Annotated in this window: 15 protein-coding genes and 1 tRNA gene; 6 read left to right on the forward strand and 10 right to left on the reverse strand. The window is 62.2% G+C overall.

What is annotated here, in order from left to right; translation table 11 throughout:
• Positions 1–6 precede the first annotated feature (6 nt).
• The 5 genes from ABX74_RS15865 to ABX74_RS15885 all read right to left on the reverse strand — a co-directional run bounded on the left by ABX74_RS15865 (position 7) and on the right by ABX74_RS15885 (position 5,375).
• Positions 7–378 (reverse strand): limonene-1,2-epoxide hydrolase family protein, encoded by a 372-nt coding sequence (locus ABX74_RS15865; RefSeq protein WP_007726173.1) that lies wholly within the window; start codon positions 376–378, stop codon positions 7–9.
• The gene (locus ABX74_RS15870; RefSeq protein WP_047889193.1) at positions 375–1,529 is read right to left on the reverse strand and encodes a 3'(2'),5'-bisphosphate nucleotidase CysQ; all 1,155 of its coding nucleotides are present in this window, start codon (positions 1,527–1,529) and stop codon (positions 375–377) included. The genes ABX74_RS15865 and ABX74_RS15870 overlap by 4 nt, the downstream gene beginning before the upstream one ends.
• On the reverse strand, positions 1,526–3,370 hold the full coding sequence (cysC, locus tag ABX74_RS15875; RefSeq protein WP_019749194.1) for an adenylyl-sulfate kinase: 1,845 nt from the start codon (positions 3,368–3,370) through the stop codon (positions 1,526–1,528). The genes ABX74_RS15870 and cysC overlap by 4 nt, the downstream gene beginning before the upstream one ends.
• Positions 3,370–4,296: a sulfate adenylyltransferase subunit CysD gene (gene cysD, locus ABX74_RS15880; protein ID WP_019749195.1), complete on the reverse strand. Its 927-nt coding sequence runs from the start codon at positions 4,294–4,296 to the stop codon at positions 3,370–3,372. Before cysD ends, cysC begins: the two co-directional genes overlap by 1 nt.
• A gap of 143 nt (positions 4,297–4,439) precedes the next feature.
• The gene (locus ABX74_RS15885; protein WP_047889194.1) at positions 4,440–5,375 is read right to left on the reverse strand and encodes a helix-turn-helix domain-containing protein; all 936 of its coding nucleotides are present in this window, start codon (positions 5,373–5,375) and stop codon (positions 4,440–4,442) included.
• Between the two features lie 116 nt (positions 5,376–5,491).
• Here ABX74_RS15885 and ABX74_RS15890 point away from each other — a divergent pair, with 116 nt between their 5' ends.
• The 3 genes from ABX74_RS15890 to ABX74_RS15900 are packed head-to-tail and all read left to right on the forward strand — an operon-like array spanning position 5,492 to position 8,590.
• On the forward strand, positions 5,492–6,658 hold the full coding sequence (locus ABX74_RS15890; RefSeq protein WP_021334277.1) for a hypothetical protein: 1,167 nt from the start codon (positions 5,492–5,494) through the stop codon (positions 6,656–6,658).
• Positions 6,659–6,660: 2 nt separating this feature from the next.
• Positions 6,661–7,443, forward strand: coding sequence for an SDR family oxidoreductase (locus ABX74_RS15895; protein ID WP_007726165.1), 783 nt, complete (start codon positions 6,661–6,663; stop codon positions 7,441–7,443).
• 7 nt (positions 7,444–7,450) lie between these two features.
• Positions 7,451–8,590 carry a sulfotransferase family protein gene (locus tag ABX74_RS15900; RefSeq protein WP_047889195.1) on the forward strand — a complete coding sequence of 380 codons (1,140 nt, stop codon included), beginning with the start codon at positions 7,451–7,453 and terminating at the stop codon, positions 8,588–8,590.
• A 73-nt stretch (positions 8,591–8,663) separates the two neighbouring features.
• On the opposite strand, the gene ABX74_RS15905 is transcribed toward ABX74_RS15900, so the two are convergent.
• Both ABX74_RS15905 and ABX74_RS15910 read right to left on the reverse strand, forming a co-directional pair.
• Positions 8,664–9,509 (reverse strand): alpha/beta fold hydrolase, encoded by an 846-nt coding sequence (locus ABX74_RS15905; RefSeq protein WP_019749200.1) that lies wholly within the window; start codon positions 9,507–9,509, stop codon positions 8,664–8,666.
• Positions 9,506–11,296 (reverse strand): N-acyl-D-amino-acid deacylase family protein, encoded by a 1,791-nt coding sequence (locus tag ABX74_RS15910; RefSeq protein ID WP_020970060.1) that lies wholly within the window; start codon positions 11,294–11,296, stop codon positions 9,506–9,508. Before ABX74_RS15910 ends, ABX74_RS15905 begins: the two co-directional genes overlap by 4 nt.
• Before the next feature lie 97 nt (positions 11,297–11,393).
• Between ABX74_RS15910 and ABX74_RS15915 the strand changes: the two genes are divergently transcribed.
• Entirely contained in the window at positions 11,394–12,041 is a 648-nt protein-coding gene (locus ABX74_RS15915; protein WP_019749202.1) for a TetR/AcrR family transcriptional regulator, read from the forward strand.
• Between the two features lie 394 nt (positions 12,042–12,435).
• On the forward strand, positions 12,436–12,561 hold the full coding sequence (locus ABX74_RS30765) for a hypothetical protein (RefSeq protein WP_255246884.1): 126 nt from the start codon (positions 12,436–12,438) through the stop codon (positions 12,559–12,561).
• Between the two features lie 82 nt (positions 12,562–12,643).
• Here ABX74_RS30765 and dcm read toward each other — a convergent pair whose 3' ends face one another.
• Together dcm and ABX74_RS15930 are read right to left on the reverse strand one after the other, a co-directional pair.
• The gene (gene dcm / locus ABX74_RS15925; RefSeq protein ID WP_021334279.1) at positions 12,644–13,939 is read right to left on the reverse strand and encodes a DNA cytosine methyltransferase; all 1,296 of its coding nucleotides are present in this window, start codon (positions 13,937–13,939) and stop codon (positions 12,644–12,646) included.
• A 159-nt stretch (positions 13,940–14,098) separates the two neighbouring features.
• Positions 14,099–14,169, reverse strand: a tRNA-Cys gene (locus ABX74_RS15930).
• A 222-nt stretch (positions 14,170–14,391) separates the two neighbouring features.
• Here ABX74_RS15930 and ABX74_RS15935 point away from each other — a divergent pair.
• Entirely contained in the window at positions 14,392–15,678 is a 1,287-nt protein-coding gene (locus tag ABX74_RS15935; protein WP_144419583.1) for a multidrug effflux MFS transporter, read from the forward strand.
• Here ABX74_RS15935 and mraY read toward each other — a convergent pair.
• A complete protein-coding gene (mraY, locus tag ABX74_RS15940; protein ID WP_003941316.1) occupies positions 15,675–16,751 on the reverse strand; it encodes a phospho-N-acetylmuramoyl-pentapeptide-transferase in 1,077 nt (358 codons plus the stop codon). The two genes, ABX74_RS15935 and mraY, sit on opposite strands and share 4 nt — an antisense overlap.
• Between the last annotated feature and the right edge of the window lie 67 nt (positions 16,752–16,818).

Here is a 16,818-nt window from a genome sequence, read left to right on the forward strand (position 1 = left end):
CCCCGATCAGGCCTGGCCGGCTGCCGCGTTGATCGGCGCCATGTCGAAATAGTCGCGCCAGGCTTTGATCTTTCCGTCCTCGACTTCGAATACCCCCATGACCGGGAGCGCTACCTCGGCGCCGTTGATGGTGAAGACGTCGACGCGCTCGTTCATGACGGTGTTGCCGTCCGCGACCTGACGCTTGATCTGAAAGTCGATGTTGCCGAAGGCACCGACAAACTGCTCGATGAACGCCCGGACGGCCTCGCGACCGACCACGGGCTCCATCGGAATGTTGTGATAAACGACGTCATCGGTGAAGTAGTCGACGATCTTTGCAACATCGGCGTCCGCCCACAGCGCACAGAAATCGGTGATCAGCTTATCCGATGTCATTGTGTTCCAGCCTCTTTCGAATCGTTGTCGTAGGGTTCGATGATTGCCAGGATGCTTTCGATCTCGCCTGCCGGTATCCCGAAGTACTCGGTGACGAAAACTGTGACGGCCGGTGCCTGGCCAGGTGTTCCGAGGTCGAGCAGATACCGCGCGACGACGCTCTCGCCCCACTCACGCAGCGCGAGTTCACGTATCGCCACGATTCCGCGATATTGCTGCCCCTGTTCGAGCTCGTTGCTGATGAACGCGCCGGTGTCACCGGTTCGCTGACCGTTCTCGACCCGCCAGGCGTCAGCTGCGAATCGGACCTTCGTTGCGTCGTGAGTGAGCAATGCGTTCACGTATTCACGCGCCATGGCGACGCGCCCACTGACCGCAGACTCCGTGGAGTGCTTGGCAATTGCACCCAGGATCGACTCAGCCAACTCCGGTCGGCAGATCACGAGATCCGGAAGGTAGGGGTGAGATTCGTTGTAGAGCAGCGGCGAACCGTCGATGCGGCTGCAATGCAGCCCGGCCGCCTGTGCGACGCCGACGGGTGCGGCCGAATCCCATTCCCACTGCCCACCGGCATGCAGGTAGGCGTCGACCTCGCCTCGCACGACCGCCATCGCCTTGGCGCCGGCCGATCCCATGTGCACCACGTCGGCGCCGAGTTCGGCTGCCACCGCTTCGGTGAATGCGGGTGGTCGCGATCCGCTGACTACTACGCGGAGCGGCGAATTCGCGGGAACCGAATCGGCCTCGTCGCCACTGGAGTACACCGCTCCGAGCGCCGGCTGAGCAACCGCGGCTGCGGTAATTCCGCTACCGCGCTCCCAAAGCGCCACGTGCACTGCCCAATCCGCGTGATCCGGCAAGCCGTATTCCTTGGAGCCGTCCAGCGGATCGATGATCCAAACCCGGGATGCGTCCAGACGATTGCGATCATCGGCAGACTCCTCCGAGAGCACGGAATCCTCCGGCCGCTCGGCGGCCAACCGGTCGAGGATGTAGGAATCGGCGGCCTTGTCGCCCCGGCGACCAAGCTCACGACCGTCGTCGACACCCAGGCCCTCGGCTCGGATCCCCAGGAGGATCGCACCAGCGGCCTGCGCCAATTCCGCCGCGAGTGCCTCGTCGGCGATTCTGCTGTGTGTGGATTCGCTCACCGGTCCAACACTTCCATAATTCGCAGCGCAAGTTCGGTAGGCGTTCCGTCTTCGGGTCTGATCACCAGCTCGGCACTGGCTGGAGCCTCGTACGGATCGTCGACTCCGGTGAAACCCTTGATTTCCCCGGCCCTTGCCTTGGCGTACATCCCCTTGGGGTCTCGGGCTTCACATTGCTCGATCGGGGTGTCGACGTAAACCTCGACGAACTTCAGCCCGGCGGCCTCGTGCGCCGCCCGCACTCGATCACGATCTTCGCGGTACGGGCTGATCAGGCAGGCCACTGCCACTGCACCTGAATCAGCGAACAGCTGCGCCACCGAGCCGACTCGGCGGACGTTCTCGGCTCGGTCCTCGGCACTGAATCCCAGATCCGCGTTCAATCCGTGCCGGAGGTTGTCGCCGTCGAGGCGGTACGCGGGGATACCCGCGGCCACCAAGCGGCGTTCGAGTTCCACGGCGATCGTCGACTTGCCCGAGGCCGAGAGACCGGTGAGCCAGACGGTGGCGCCGGCAGTCGCACGTTCCTCGCGAGAAACCTCCGCACTGTGCCAGACGACGCGCGATTCCTTGAGTGTCGGACCGTTGATCATTCCGGCTGCGACGGTATTGCCCGTGGTCTCGTCCACGAGGATGAAGCTGCCTGTCACGCGGTTGCGGCGGTAGGGATCGAACATCAACGGCTGCTGCGTTTTGATCGAGATGCGACCGATCTCGTTGAGGGACAGAGATTCTGCCTTCTCGTCGCGGTGCAGAGAATTGACGTCCAGGCGATAGTCGAGCTTGACGATCTGCGCTTTCGTGGAGCGCGTGGTGTGCAGCAACGAGTAGCGGTTGTTCTCCGACAGGGTGGTCTGTTCAGTCAACCAACAGACCATCGCATCAATTTCCTGCCCGACCTGCGGCCGGTTGTTGAGCCGACACAATTGGTCCCCTCGGCTGACGTCGAGATCGTCGGCCAGCTCGATGCAGACGGCCGAGGGCGCAAACGCCTCGTCGATCACGTCACCGCCCGGCCCGTGGACTGCCTTCACCGTCGAGGTGAATCCTGAAGGCAAAGCCACGATTTCGTCGCCGGGTTTGAAGACGCCACTGGCAACCGTTCCGGCGTATCCCCGGAAATCGTGGAGGTCGGCATCCGTTTGCTTCTGCGGACGGATCACGTACTGCACCGGGAAACGCGCGTCGATCAAGTTGCGATCCGAAGCGATGTGCACCTGCTCGAGATGGTGCAGCAGCGAAGGCCCGTCGTACCAGGACATGTTCTCGGTCCGGGCAACGATGTTGTCCCCCAACAGCGCCGACACCGGAATGAACGTCAGATCGTGGACGTCCAGTTTGATCGCGAATTGCCGGAATTCTTCCTTGATCTCCTCGAACCGTTCCTGAGACCAGCCCACGAGGTCCATTTTGTTCACACACAGCACGAGGTGGGGTATCCCCAGGAGAGTCGACAAGAAAGCGTGCCGCCGCGTCTGTTCGAGCACACCCTTGCGTGCGTCCACCAGGATCAGGGCAAGGTCGGCCGTGGAAGCGCCGGTCACCATGTTGCGGGTGTACTGCTCGTGCCCGGGTGTGTCCGCGATGATGAACTTCCGGTGAGGGGTCGCGAAATACCGGTGGGCGACGTCGATCGTAATGCCCTGTTCACGCTCGGCGCGCAATCCGTCGGTCAGTAGCGCGAGGTTGGCGTACTCGTCGCCGCGTTCTCGACTGCTCCGCTCCACGGCCTCGAGTTGGTCCTCGAAGATCGACTTGGAGTCGTAGAGCAACCGGCCGATGAGTGTTGATTTCCCGTCGTCGACACTGCCCGCTGTAGCGACTCTCAGCAGTTGCGGCATCAGAAGTACCCCTCTTTCTTACGATCTTCCATGCCAGCTTCGGAAATCCGGTCATCAGCTCTGGTTGCGCCACGCTCCGTGATACGGCTCGCCGCAACTTCTTCCACGACAGCGGCCGGTGTTTCGGCCGACGATTCGACGCATCCGGTACACGTTGCGTCGCCGACCGTACGGAAGCGCACCAACGCCTCGTAGGACTCCTCGCCGGCGCGAAGCTCGAGGAAGCGGGTGCGTGCCAACAACATTCCGTCGCGCGGAACAACTTCGCGACGATGGGCGTAGTAGATGCCGGGAAGGTCGATCCGTTCCTTCTCGATGTACTGCCAGATGTCGAGCTCTGTCCAGTTGGAGAGCGGGAAGATCCGAATGTGTTCACCCTTACGGTGTTTGCCGTTGTACAGGTTCCACAGTTCAGGTCGCTGCACCTTGGGATCCCACTGCCCGAACTCGTCCCGGAAGCTGAACACCCTCTCTTTGGCGCGCGCCTTCTCCTCGTCTCGGCGAGCACCACCGAACACGGCGTCGAACTTGTTGTCGCGAATTCCGCGCAGCAACGCGTGCGTCTGCAGGCGATTGCGACTGGAACCGACTCCGGTGTCCTCGATGACGCGTCCGGCGTCGATGTCGTCCTGCACACTGGAGACGACAAGACGCAGGTTGAAGCGATCGACCGTGCGGTCGCGGAACTCGATCACCTCGTCGAAATTGTGACCGGTGTCGACGTGCATCACGGCGAACGGCAATGGAGCAGGCCAGAATGCCTTGGCCGCTACGTGCAGCATCACGACGGAATCCTTACCTCCGGAGAACAGGAGGACCGGCTTTTCGAAAGTCGCTGCGACTTCGCGGAAAATATGGACCGCCTCCGCTTCGAGTGCCCGCAAATGCGACAACTCGTAGGCGGGCGGGGTCTGGAGTGTTGCCATGTCTTTCGCTCCTGAGCATCACGTACTCCGTGCGGAACACCATTTCCGCATCGGTACATTTATGTACCGGACTGGTTCTAAATTGAACGCAATCACAGAATAGAACTCGTTCTACCCAAAGGTCAATGACCGGCAATCAGACGTCACAAACCGCGAACCGGACTCCGGCCACCAACTTCCGCCGTCACCGCATCCGCCGCCGCAACCAACGCCGCGGCCCTTCGCTCGATCTCGGCGCCGGTGATCGCCCCGCCCACATAAAGTGTCAGCACAAGGGCCTGATGCCCTTCGGCGTCGTAGGTCGGGGCCGCAATGAGACTGACGGGATGCTCGTCGTCAGAGCTGATGTCGCGCCCGAGATACACCCTCTCGCCCAGGCTCGACACCATCTCCCCGAGCAGTTCACGCACCTCCGGCGGAAGATCGTGCGTCGCAACGCCCGCCATCAGCGTGTGCAGTCGCTGCCCGACGGGATCCAGACTCTCGACCAGATACCCCGCAGCGCGACACTCGCGGACCACGTTCCACAGACGCTCGCGATCCAAGCGCACCGGCAGGCTCGGCTCTTTGCTCAGCCAACTGTCCATGTCGTGATCCGAACCCCAGAGGACGTACATCAGTCCGACCGGTGGTGCGAACGGGTACACCTGACCGACCTTGGCAGCGCGACGCGCTCCGATCGGTCCGGTCACTTCGAGAACGCTGATCTGATCACCGATCACACCGGACGCCGTGCACGTCGTCCCGAACTCCGTGCTCACTTTCTCCAGATGGGTGCGGGCAATGGGTCCGACGGCAAATCCTCGCTGAGCTGCACGTCCGGCCGCGATCAAGGCCGGACCGAGCCCATAGGTCTTCGACACCTCGTCCCGAGTCAGGTATCCACGATCAGCCAGCGCCGTGAGGATTCCCAGGCAGGTGGGCTTGCTGATCTCGAGCGCGCGGGCCAGTTCCGACAGCCCGAACCGCTGATCAGGGCGGCCGACGAGGTAGTCGAGCACCTGAACCACCCGTTCGGTGGGAGGCGATTGCCTCCCCCGCGTGCGTCCCTCTTCAGGCGTCTTCTCCGGTCCACCCATTGACCACTCCCTAGAACGCGTTCTATTGTCGAAATACCCAACATCTACCAAATAGGTACATATTTGTACCACGACGCTCTGGACCGGCGACATAGTCGGAACTGTGAGGAGCCAGCGTGCTGACGGACCCGTTTGCCGAGGCGATCGCCGAAGCCGAGAAATTGATCGAGACTGCGCCGCACATCAGATCCGAACAGGATCTACTGGAGGGATACCAATATCTGGCCGGCGGAATCATCGCGACGACGCATGCCGCCTGGGCCAGCGAAAAGACCCATCCGAGTTTCATCCAGGGCACCGGACCATTCACCAAGATGGGTCTCGACAACCCGGACACCCTCTACTTCGGCGCCCGTATCAACGACGACAAGGAATACAAGGTCACCGGAAAGCGCGGCACCACAGCCGATCTCAGCTTCCAGGTGTTGAGTGGGAACTACACCAACTCGAACGTTCCCGGCAGCGAAATCGCCTTCGACGACCGCGAGCTGGAGATAGACGACGACGGCAACTTCGTCGCTTGGTTCGGCCCCGGCCCCGCCGACGGACGAGCCAACTACTACACCCTGGCGCCCGGATCCTCGCAGCTGGTCGTTCGCGAGGTCTACAGCGACTGGAGTCAGCAGCGCGGCGTGATCCGCATCGAGCGCACCGATTCGATCGGGATCGCGCCGCCACCTCTCACCGCCGAAGAGACCGAGAAGCGTTACGCCCGGGCTGGGAAGGCACTGGTCACGCGGGTCAAGACGTGGCTCCAGTTCCCGGAGTGGTTCTACCTCAAGCTCACGGTCAACACCATGACCGAACCACGCCTGACACCGGGCGGGCTGGCAACGCAGTACTCGTCGGTGGGACATTACGAACTCACCGACGAGCAGGCGATGATCATCACCGTTCCCGCCTCCGACGCACCGTATCTCGGCTTCCAACTGGGGAGCCTCTGGTACATCTCACTGGACTACGTCAATCATCAGACCTCCCTCAACAACGGCCAGGCACAGGTCGATCCGGACGGGATGGTCCGAATGGTGGTCAGCGAGAAGAACCCCGGTGTCACCAACTGGATCGAAACCGTCGGACATCCGCGCGGCATTCTGCAGTTCCGTTGGCAGCGCGTGTCCCGCGAGCTGACGCCGCAGGACGGTCCCACCGTCGAAATCGTCGCCGTCGCAGATATTGCGAAGCACCTGCCGCATTTCGACACCAACACCATCACCGCCGAGGACTGGGCAGCGCGCATTGCCCAGCGCCAGGCCGCCATCGACAACCGAATGCTGGGGTAATCATGACCGCCTTGCTCGAAGACCGTGTAGTAGTCATCTCCGGAGTCGGCCCGGCACTCGGCCGCGCTCTGGCCCTTCGATGTGCGTCGGCCGGCGCGAGTCTTGTTCTCGCAGCACGTACGCAATCGCGACTCGACGACGTTGCGAAGGAAATAGTCGATGCCGGTGGGCGCGCCGTCACCGTTGCCACCGACATCACCGACCAGGCTTCCGCCGAGAATCTGGTGGCCGAGTCCATTGCCGCCTACGGCAAAGTCGACACTCTGATCAACAATGCATTCTCGATTCCGTCGATGAAACCGTTGGCTCGCACCGATTACCAGCACATCCGCGACAGCATCGAACTGACCGTACTGGGTGCGTTGCGCCTGACTCAGCTGTTCACGCCGGCACTTGCCGAGTCGGACGGCTCCGTGGTGAACATCAATTCGATGGTGTTGCGGCATTCGCAAGAGCGTTACGGCAGCTACAAGATGGCGAAGTCGGCCCTGCTCGCCATGTCGCAGTCCCTGGCCACCGAACTCGGCCCGCAGGGAATTCGTGTCAATTCGATTGCACCCGGCTACATCTGGGGCGACACCCTCAAGGGATACTTCGCGCACCAGGCGGAGAAGTTCGGCATGACGGTCGAGCAGATCTACGAGCACACTGCGTCGAACACCGACCTCAAGCGCCTGCCGACGACGGATGAAGTATCCGATGCGGCGATCTTCCTGGCGTCCCCGATGGCCAGCGCGATCACCGGCCAATGCATCGACGTCAACTGCGGCGAATTCCATCACTAGGAGCACCATGACTGAACGCACTCACGTCGGCACCGTCGAGGATCTCCATGCCTCGGCGACGCGGATGACCGGCCTGACGGACTTCGGCGTCGACGATTACACCGAGGCTCTGTCGGTCCTCCTCGAGTCTTACGACCGCGACGAGGATCTGACGCCCTTCGGCAGCAAGATCTCTCGGGTATTCCTTCGCGGCGCCTTGGTGGCCCGTCTCCTCAGCGAATCGGCGTGGAAGGAGCATCCGGAACACGCCGACGTCAAGATCGAGCGGCCGATCTTCGTCACCGGATTGCCACGCACGGGCACCACTGCCTTACACCGCCTCCTCACGGTCGACCCGGCTCACCAGGGCCTCGAGATGTGGCTGACCGAGTTCCCTCAGCCTCGCCCGCCTCGCGATACGTGGGAATCGAACCCGGTCTTCGCCAAGATCGAGGAGACATTCGGTCAACACCACGTCGAGCATCCCGAATTCATGGGCGTGCACTACATGTCGGCCAGCGAAGTCGAAGAATGTTGGCAGCTCTTGCGTCAGACGTTCAAGTCCGTGTCGTACGAGTGCCTGGCAAATCTACCCACGTACTCCGCATGGCTGAAGGACCAGGAGTGGTCGAACGCCTATGCACGACACAAGAAGAACCTGCAGCTGATCGGTCTGCCCGATCAGGATCGACGGTGGGTCCTCAAGAACCCGAGCCACCTGTTTGCGCTCGACGAATTGATGGAGGCGTACCCCGACGCTCTCGTCATCCAGACTCACCGCTCCCCTACGACGATCATTCCGTCGGTGTGCAGCCTGGCCGCCCAGGCGACAGAGGGTTGGTCGAACACGTTCACCGACAAGGTGATCGGCGAAAGTCAGCTCGAATTGTGGGCCAGGGGGCTCGAGCAGTTCGACAGTGCACGCGCACACCACAATCCCGCGCAGTTCATCGACGTCGACTATCAGGACTTCGTCACCGATCCACTGGGAACCGTCGAGAACATCTACATGCACTTCGACATCCCGTTGACATCTACCGCCCAGCAGTCGATGGAGGCCATGCACGAGGAAAGCCGCTCGGGTGCTCGCAAACCGTCGCACAAGTACACGCTCGAGGAGTTCGGCCTGACGAAGGAACAGGTGGAGGAGCGATTCGGAACTCGCTGACCACCGTTGGTCGACGACCTTGCTGACGACTGAAGCCCCCGCCGGACGGCGGGGGCTTCAGTACGCAACTCGGTCAGCTGCTGAAATGCTCGCCGAGCAACCGGTCCAACTCCGTCGGCGCCTCGTCGGGAATCCAGTGGCTCACACCCCGGAGAACTTCGAACCGATACGGACCGTCGACAAACGCGGGAGTGAGGGCAGAACCCTTGGGCCCGATGGCGGCGTCGCCGTCACTCCAGACGTGCAGGGTCGGCACGGTGACCCGGGCAGCTGCCGGGTTCGGCTTGGTCATCCACATCGCGCGGTACCAGTTCAGACCGCCGCGCAGTCTGCCGGGAGCGAGCATGGCGTTCAGATCGCGCCGCGCATTCTCCGGCGTCTGCCCACTCGAAACCAGGAACTTCTCGCCCAGCGATGACGAGGCCAGAATCTTCTCAGGAACGAAGGGTAATTGGAACGCCCCCATGTACCACGATTTCAGTCCCTGAGTGCTGGTCACCATCGCCTTGATGAAGGCCAGCGGGTGCGGAACCGACACCGTGGTAACGGTATCGAGCAAATCCGGCCGTTCGGCAGCCACCTGCCACGCGACCGCGGCACCCCAGTCGTGGCCGACCAGGTGCACCTTCCCCACACCGAGTGTGTCGATCAGCGCGACAGTGTCGGCGGCGAGTTCGGACCCGCGGTAGGCCCAGCGCGCTTTCGGCCGGGCACCGGGTGAGTACCCTCGCTGGTCCGGCGCCACGGTGCGGAAGCCGCGGGCGTGCAGTAACGGCGCGAGGTGATCCCATGAGCGGGAATCCTGCGGAAATCCGTGCAGGAGGACCACGACCGGACCGTCTGCCGGTCCTTCGTCGCGTACGTCGAAAGTCAGCCCGGACCGGGAGTACGAGGTGAGGCGATCCGCCGGCGTAGTCATAGCGCCACGCTAGTCTTCGCGGCCCGTGTAATCGGAGCCTTTTCACCTGCGCGCAGGAACTGGCCTGTCTTTTCGATGCCGAATCCCGGGGCGAATTCACCTTCGCGGTAGACGAGTCGGCCGTTGATCACTGTCGCGACGGCCGCATCGTCGCTGCGGTTGACCATTCGACTGATCCCGCCGTACTCGGGAACGGTTGCCTCGAACAAGCCGTCGACCGACTCGTCGAGCCCGGCTGGATCGATGACAACGAAGTCCGCGCGGTCGCCCTGGCGTAGATGTCCGGCGTCGATGCCGTACCAGTCCGCCAGTTCACCGGTCAGGCGGTGGATTGCGCGCTCGATGGTGAGGAACGGCTTGCGGTCACTCTGAGCGTCCTTGACGCGCTTGAGGAGTCGCACCGGGTAGTTGTAGAACGCCATGTTGCGCAGATGTGCGCCGGCATCGCCGAAGCCCATCTGCACACCGGAACTCGCGGCGAGTTTCTTCGCGAACTTGGGCCGGTGATTGGCAATGGTGGTGCGCCAGCGAAGATCTCGCCCGTACTTCACCACCAGGTCGAGGTAAGCGTCCACCGGGTGCACTCCGCGGATGTCACCGACCTGACCGAAGTTCTTGCCGATCAACGTCTCGTCCGGGCATCCCACGATGACCGCATCGTAGAAATTGCGATGCCAGATGCGGGGTGAGAACTTGTTGTCGTAGTCCTTACGGAATGCGCGACGGTACGACTCGTCCTGGAGCAGTTCGTTGCGCTCCACCTGGTCCTTGAGATGCAAAGCGGCGGCGCCGGCACCGAACTCCTCGAACACGACCAGGTCGATTCCATCCGCGTAGACGGTGAAGGGAACCGGAAGGTGCTGCCACTTGAAATCGGTCTTCGCGAAGCGATTGAGCAGTGGGGCCGCAGCGAGCATGAAGTACACGATCACCGGGTAGGCCTTCGAATCCGCACCGGAGAGCAGCGACGTCTTGAGCGGCTTCTTGCGTCCGATGGCGGAGCTTTCGGCGAAGAACGCCGCGACGTTCGGATGCAGGTTGATGGTCGGAGCGCTCTGCAAGATCTTTCCGCGATCGCGAAGGATGCGGTTGAGGAATCGGAACTCTTTCCACCGTGCATACGTCGACGGCAAAGAGCGAGAACGGTATTCGTCGCCGTCGATCTTGTCGAGGGCATTGGTCATCGACGACAGGCCTAGCATCCCCGCATCGATGGCGTCCTCGAGCATCGAGCCCATCCGGCCGAGTTCCGAGCGGGTCGGCTTGACCTTCTTGTCGGTGCCGCGCCCCAATCCGAGTACGTGCGTGCGGATGTCGGAGTGGCCGATGAATGCCGCGACATTGGGTCCGAGGGGAAGGGCTTCGAGTGCGGCGGTGTAGGCCGCGGGACCGGTCCAGGTCTTGTTCGCTTCGAGGATGCGCAGCACCGCGTCGTGGGGAACTGCTTCGACCCGGCTGAACAGGTCAGCGATTTCACGCGGGGTCGAATACACCGTCGACAGTGAGCAATTGCCGAGCACGACCGTAGTGACGCCGTGGCGAACCGATTCCGGAAGGCCTGGACTGACCAAGGCTTCGGCGTCGTAGTGCGTGTGGACGTCGACAAAGCCCGGGAGAACCCACTTGCCGGCCGCGTCGATCACCTCGGTGTCCGGCCCGATCTCCAGGCGCGTCGTGGACACCTCCGCGACCACGCCGTCTCGAATTCCGAGATTTCGACGCAGACCAGGAGCCCCCGTCCCGTCGAACCACAACCCGTCGTTGACCACGATGTCGAAAGCAGACACTGTCGGACTCCTCGCCTCACGTATGTGTTACCTCACGTTATAGACAGCGTTGAGTAAAAGTCAATGAACCTTCCGAACCAATACATAAGATGTCGGAATGGCCGCAGTCCCCCGCTCCCCCGAAGACCGTCAGAGGCAAATCCTCGAGGTAGCAGTACACATGTTGCGGACCGAGCCTTTCGACCAACTGTCGATGGATCGCGTCGCAGCCGAGGCCGGTGTCTCGCCGCCACTGCTGTTTCACTACTTCAAGAACAAGAAGGGTTTCCAGAACGCCATCCTCGAGGCTGCCTCGGCCGATCTCGAAGATCGAATGCGACCGGATCCCGAACTACCGATCACGTCCCAGCTGCGTTCAGGTATCGAAACTTTCGTCGATGCCGTTATCGAGCACCCCACCATTTACCTCGCCGTGATGCGGATGGCCGGCAGTGGCGACGTCCGGATGCGCACGATCTATCGCGGGATGCGCCGAACGTTCACCACATGGATCGTCGCCGCGCTCACAAATCTGGGCATCGAATCGAATGCGACCGTCGAGGCGACCATCGCCGGGTGGCAGGCATTCATGGAGGAAATAGTCGTCAACTGGATCGACGAGCCGACCCTCGAACGAGGCGAGATGGTCGACCTCTGCGAACGAATTTTCTACCACTGCCTACCGGCGGCGGGCATCAGCGTGGAACAAATAGTGGCGGCCACCATGGCTGCGACGGCCAGTGAGTCCGGCGCAACAAAACTGTGATCTTCGCGCCGGGGTTTCACAGGTGGTCACGATTGGGTATCTTGCTTGCAGTGGCGCTGGACCACGACCCCAACACATGAAGGATCCAACATGGAGTCTGTCGAAAACGTATTGCCCGAGGGTGTCAAGCTCGAAGACGTCTTGAGCGTCCTCAAGGTCGCAGTTGCGGGCATCGGCCTCATCAGCGCACTTTCGGCATTCAGCTGATCGCAAAGCGTCATCGACAGGCCGGACTTCGGGGAGTCCGGCCTGTTTTTTGTTTCCGCTCCTGAACAATCCGTGAACTTTGCAGCAACTTCAGCGCAAAGTGGTCATTTCGACCAAAACAAGCGTCCAGTTTGCTAACTTGTGTCTGCGACACAAGGTCGTACAGAAACACCACGCAGACACAACCTTGTACATACAAACCTGTACATACGACACGGAGGACCGAAACATGGGTTCCATCAACACCCTCAGCGCCGTCATCGACATCATCAAGGTCGTCCAGCCGTTGATCGCCAAGCTCAACCTCAGCTGATTCGCTTGCACCACACCCCTGCCAGGGCGTAACTCGAAATGGGGCCGACATTGTCGGCCCCATTTTCCGTAGCTGCTCTATCTCAGCCGAGTGCCTTCTTGATCTCTCCTGCCAGTACCGACGCCAGCTGCGGCGGCACCGCATTGCCGATCATCGTGCGCACCGCTCCCCACTTACCCTCGAAGACGTAGTCGTCGGGAAAGGTCTGGAGGCGAGCAGCTTCTCGAACGGTCAACGATCGTGTGTGTTTCGGATGCACGTTGCGTGAAGCCGAGATCATCCCGAAAGTGGTTCCGACCGTTGACGCCGGCTCGTCCCACCGGAGTCGCTTGTACGTCGTGTTGTAGCCGGACGACGGTCGCATGGCCGGATCCTCGTTGTCGTGCGCCGACATTCCTTCTGGTACATCACGCAGCCACCGCAAGACGTGCTCGGGATGCTCGACGGCCCAGTGCAGCGGGTCCGTCTCGCAAGCCTGCCCGGATTCCAGCGGGGCCAGGTCGACGGTGGCATCGCGAAAAGTCCTCAGCGGTGCAACACCATTCACGCCGTGAGTCTTCGGCGGAAAACGCAGCGGCCCGATACTACTGTCGCGGCGGGTCGCCACGATGAACACTCGTTCCCGGAACTGCGGGACGCCGTAATCCTGCGCATTGACCGTGTTGACCGATGCGTCGTAACCGCATGCAGCCATCTCGCCGAGAATCCGGTCGACGACCATCCCACCGTCCGGGTCCTTCATGCTGAGCAGCAGTCGCACGTTTTCCATCACCAAGACCTTCGGCTTCACCAATTCGGCGAGCTGCAGCAGGTTCCGGAAGAGATGGTTGCGCGGATCGTCGCGGTCTCGCCGGCCGGCGAGGCTGAACCCCTGACACGGCGGTCCCCCAGCCAACACATCGATGTCCACTTGTGCCAGAAGATCTTTCACCCGGGCTTCGTCGATCGCCCGAATGTCCTCGCCGAGGCACCTCGCGCCGGGGAAGTTCCGATCGAAGGTCGCACGCGCCTCCGGCACGACTTCGATGTATCCCTCCACCGAAAACCCCGCCATCCGAAAGCCTTCGGCCATACCGCCACAACCCGAGAACGCTGTCAATACGGTGGGGCCGCCGCTTCCTGCCCCCGCGACGGCACGCCTGGCCACCGAGGCGGGGTCGTTGACCGGTGTCACTCGACGCGCACGGGTACTGCCGCTCGATCGCTTCCGGGGGGCCGCGTACGTACCCTCACGCTTGGCCGCTTCCAGCGCGGAGAGGGCCGTGAGAACTGCTCGTTCCGCCGGTGGCTTCGGATACGCCTTGTCGAGTTCCCACGCGGAGACGACGGCTGACGAGACTCCCGCTTGACGGGCGAACTGGAACTGACTGATCCCCACGTCCAAGCGCCGTGATCGCAGGTCCTGTCCCGAAATCAATTCAGTGCCTCACTCATATGGTCCGCTCGCTCCGGCAGCCCAGACTATCGCAGCCGACCCCGTGAACCGGGACCTCACAAGGAAGACCGGCAGGCGGTATGCCTGCCGGTCTCCGACACGAGCGGATGACGGGACTCGAACCCGTGTGAACGGCTTTGCAGGCCGGTGCCTAGCCACTCAGCCACACCCGCGTCAGTGAGTAACTCTGCCCTGAGTCACGGCGTCGAACCACAGTTCCGCTCAGCATGATTCGAGTGCGATCCCACCCGCCGTTCCAGTCTCTGGGAAAACTGCGAGCCCTTCGGGAACAAATCGGTCAGTCTCGATGCTGACTCCCTCGGCGGGCGCAGATCATACGAATTTCGCCCGAACGACCGAGCAGTTCGCCAGACCCAGACAACCCAGAAGGTTTCATGAGTGCCGAGAACACCGCCGTTGCCCCGCCCGTGAAGGCAGCTCCGCCCTTGGAGGCAGCCCCGCTGGAAATGAGCAGTGTCGACCGTAAGCCCAGCGTCGGGAAGATTCTTGCCCTCGGTTCCATGACTGCGCTCGGGCCCTTCACCATCGACATGTACCTGCCCGCGCTGCCGGATATCGGCGCCGATCTCGGGGTCTCGTCGTCAACGGTTCAGCTGACGATCACCGGAACTCTCATCGGCCTCGCACTCGGACAGCTGTTGGTCGGGCCGCTCTCGGACACTCTCGGCCGCAAGAAGCCGCTGCTCGCCGGGATCGGTGTGCACATCCTGGCTTCGCTGCTGGCGGTCTTCGCACCGAGCATCGCGGTCCTCGGCATCCTGCGGGTTTTCCAGGGCATGGGCGCGGCGGCCGCGGCAGTGGTCACCATGGCGATCGTCCGCGACCTCTACAGCGGTAACACCGTTGCCGTCGTGATGAGCCGGCTGATGCTCGTGCTCGGCGTTGCGCCGATCCTGGCGCCCAGCATCGGTGGCGTCCTCCTCGTCGCCCTCGACTGGCGCGGGATCTTCGTCGTCCTGGCACTGATCGGCGTCGGCACAGCGATTATCGGTGCTTTCGGACTGTCCGAAACACTGCCGAAGGAAAAGCGTCGCCCGAGCGGATTGAAGTCGGTTCTCCGCACCTACGGTTCGCTGCTCGGCGACCGCACGTTCATGGTCCTGACGCTCGTCTCCAGCGTCGGTATGGCGTCGTTGTTCGCGTATGTCTCAGGCGCGTCGTTTGTCTATCAAGATCAGTACGGCCTCAATCAGCAGGAGTTCGCGCTGCTCTTCAGTGCGGGCGCGATTGCGTTGATCGGTGCTTCGCAGGTCAACGTCCGACTGCTCGATCGCTGGACTCCTCAGCAGATCACCAAGTGGGCCCTCGTGGCTGCCGTTCTCTCCGGGGCCGTCGTCATTGCTGTCGCGGTCCTGGAACTGGGCGGGCTCGCCGGATTCGTGATCGCACTGTGGGTCATGGCCGGTGCCATCGGGTTCGTTCTTCCCAACGCCCCGGCACTGGCGCTCGCTCGTCACGGCGAAGCGGCCGGTACTGCCGCGGCAATGCTCGGTGCATTCCAGTTCGGCGTCGGTGCGGCCATCGCGCCGGCCGTCGGCCTGCTGGGAAACACGAGCACAGCACTGGCCGTCACGATGACGGCGTGTGTGTCGCTCGGTCTGGTCGCTCTTCTGGCTACGACCCGAAAGAGTGATACGACCCGAAAGAGTGAATCGGTCTAACCGGCAGCGGAGAACCACTCGCTGTAGAAGGTGGCAAGTCCAAGGACGCACGAGATCGCGACGAAGATCCAGAATCTTGCGATCACGACGGTTTCCGGCCAACCGAGTAACTCGAAGTGATGATGGATCGGGGCCATCTTGAATACGCGTCGGCCGGACGATCGGAAGACCAGAACCTGGATGATCACCGACAGGATCTCAGCCACGAACAGGGCGCCGATGATGACCATCAGCAACTCGGTGTGCGTCGTGACGGACAGGCCGACCACCAGGCCGCCCAGCGCCAAGGAGCCGGTGTCACCCATGAAGATCTGAGCCGGGGCGGCATTCCACCAGAGGAAGCCGAGGCACGCCCCGCCTGCCGCGGCAGCGACGATAGCGAGATCCAGGGGGTCACGAACGTCGTAGCAACCGGCGGCAGGCTCGAGGACACACGAGTTCCGGTACTGCCAACCGGCGATGACGACGTAGGTCCCCAGGATCATGCCCATCGAACCGGCCGCGAGACCATCGAGACCGTCGGTGAAATTGACGGCGTTGGACCAGGCGAACACCAGAATGCAGAAGAAGACCACAAAGCCGATGGCACCCATGGAGAACACCGAGATATCTCGCACATGGGACAGGTACTGGCTTCCGGGGGTGACTCCGTTGTTGTTGGAGAACTGCAGGAACAGAATGCCGAAGATGATGGCGCTCGCCAGCTGACCGACGGTCTTTGCCGTCTTGTTCAGCCCGAGATTGCGCTTCTTGCGGATCTTGATGAAGTCGTCGAGAAAGCCGACGATTCCCAGTGACGTCGCCAGCGCGAGAACCAGCCAACCGGATGCAGACAACCGCGGTAGCCGCGAGCCGAAACCGATGATGTGTGCCGCCAGGTAGCCCGCCCACATGCCGGCGATGATCGCGATGCCGCCCATCGACGGGGTGCCACGCTTGCCCTGATGACTCTGCGGACCCTCGATCCGAATCTCGTGCCCGAGCCCCTGCCGCGAAAGCACACGAATGAGAAACGGAGTCAGGAAGAGCGCGACGAACAACGAGACGCCACCCGCTACGAGGATTGAAATCACCCGTGGGACTCTACAGACGTAAGCGGCTGCGACACACAATCAGACAAGGCACCCGACCGCTTGCCAG

It is taken from the genome of Rhodococcus sp. ARP2 (assembly GCF_001029585.1).
GTDB classification, from domain to species: Bacteria; Actinomycetota; Actinomycetes; order Mycobacteriales; family Mycobacteriaceae; genus Rhodococcus_F; species Rhodococcus_F erythropolis.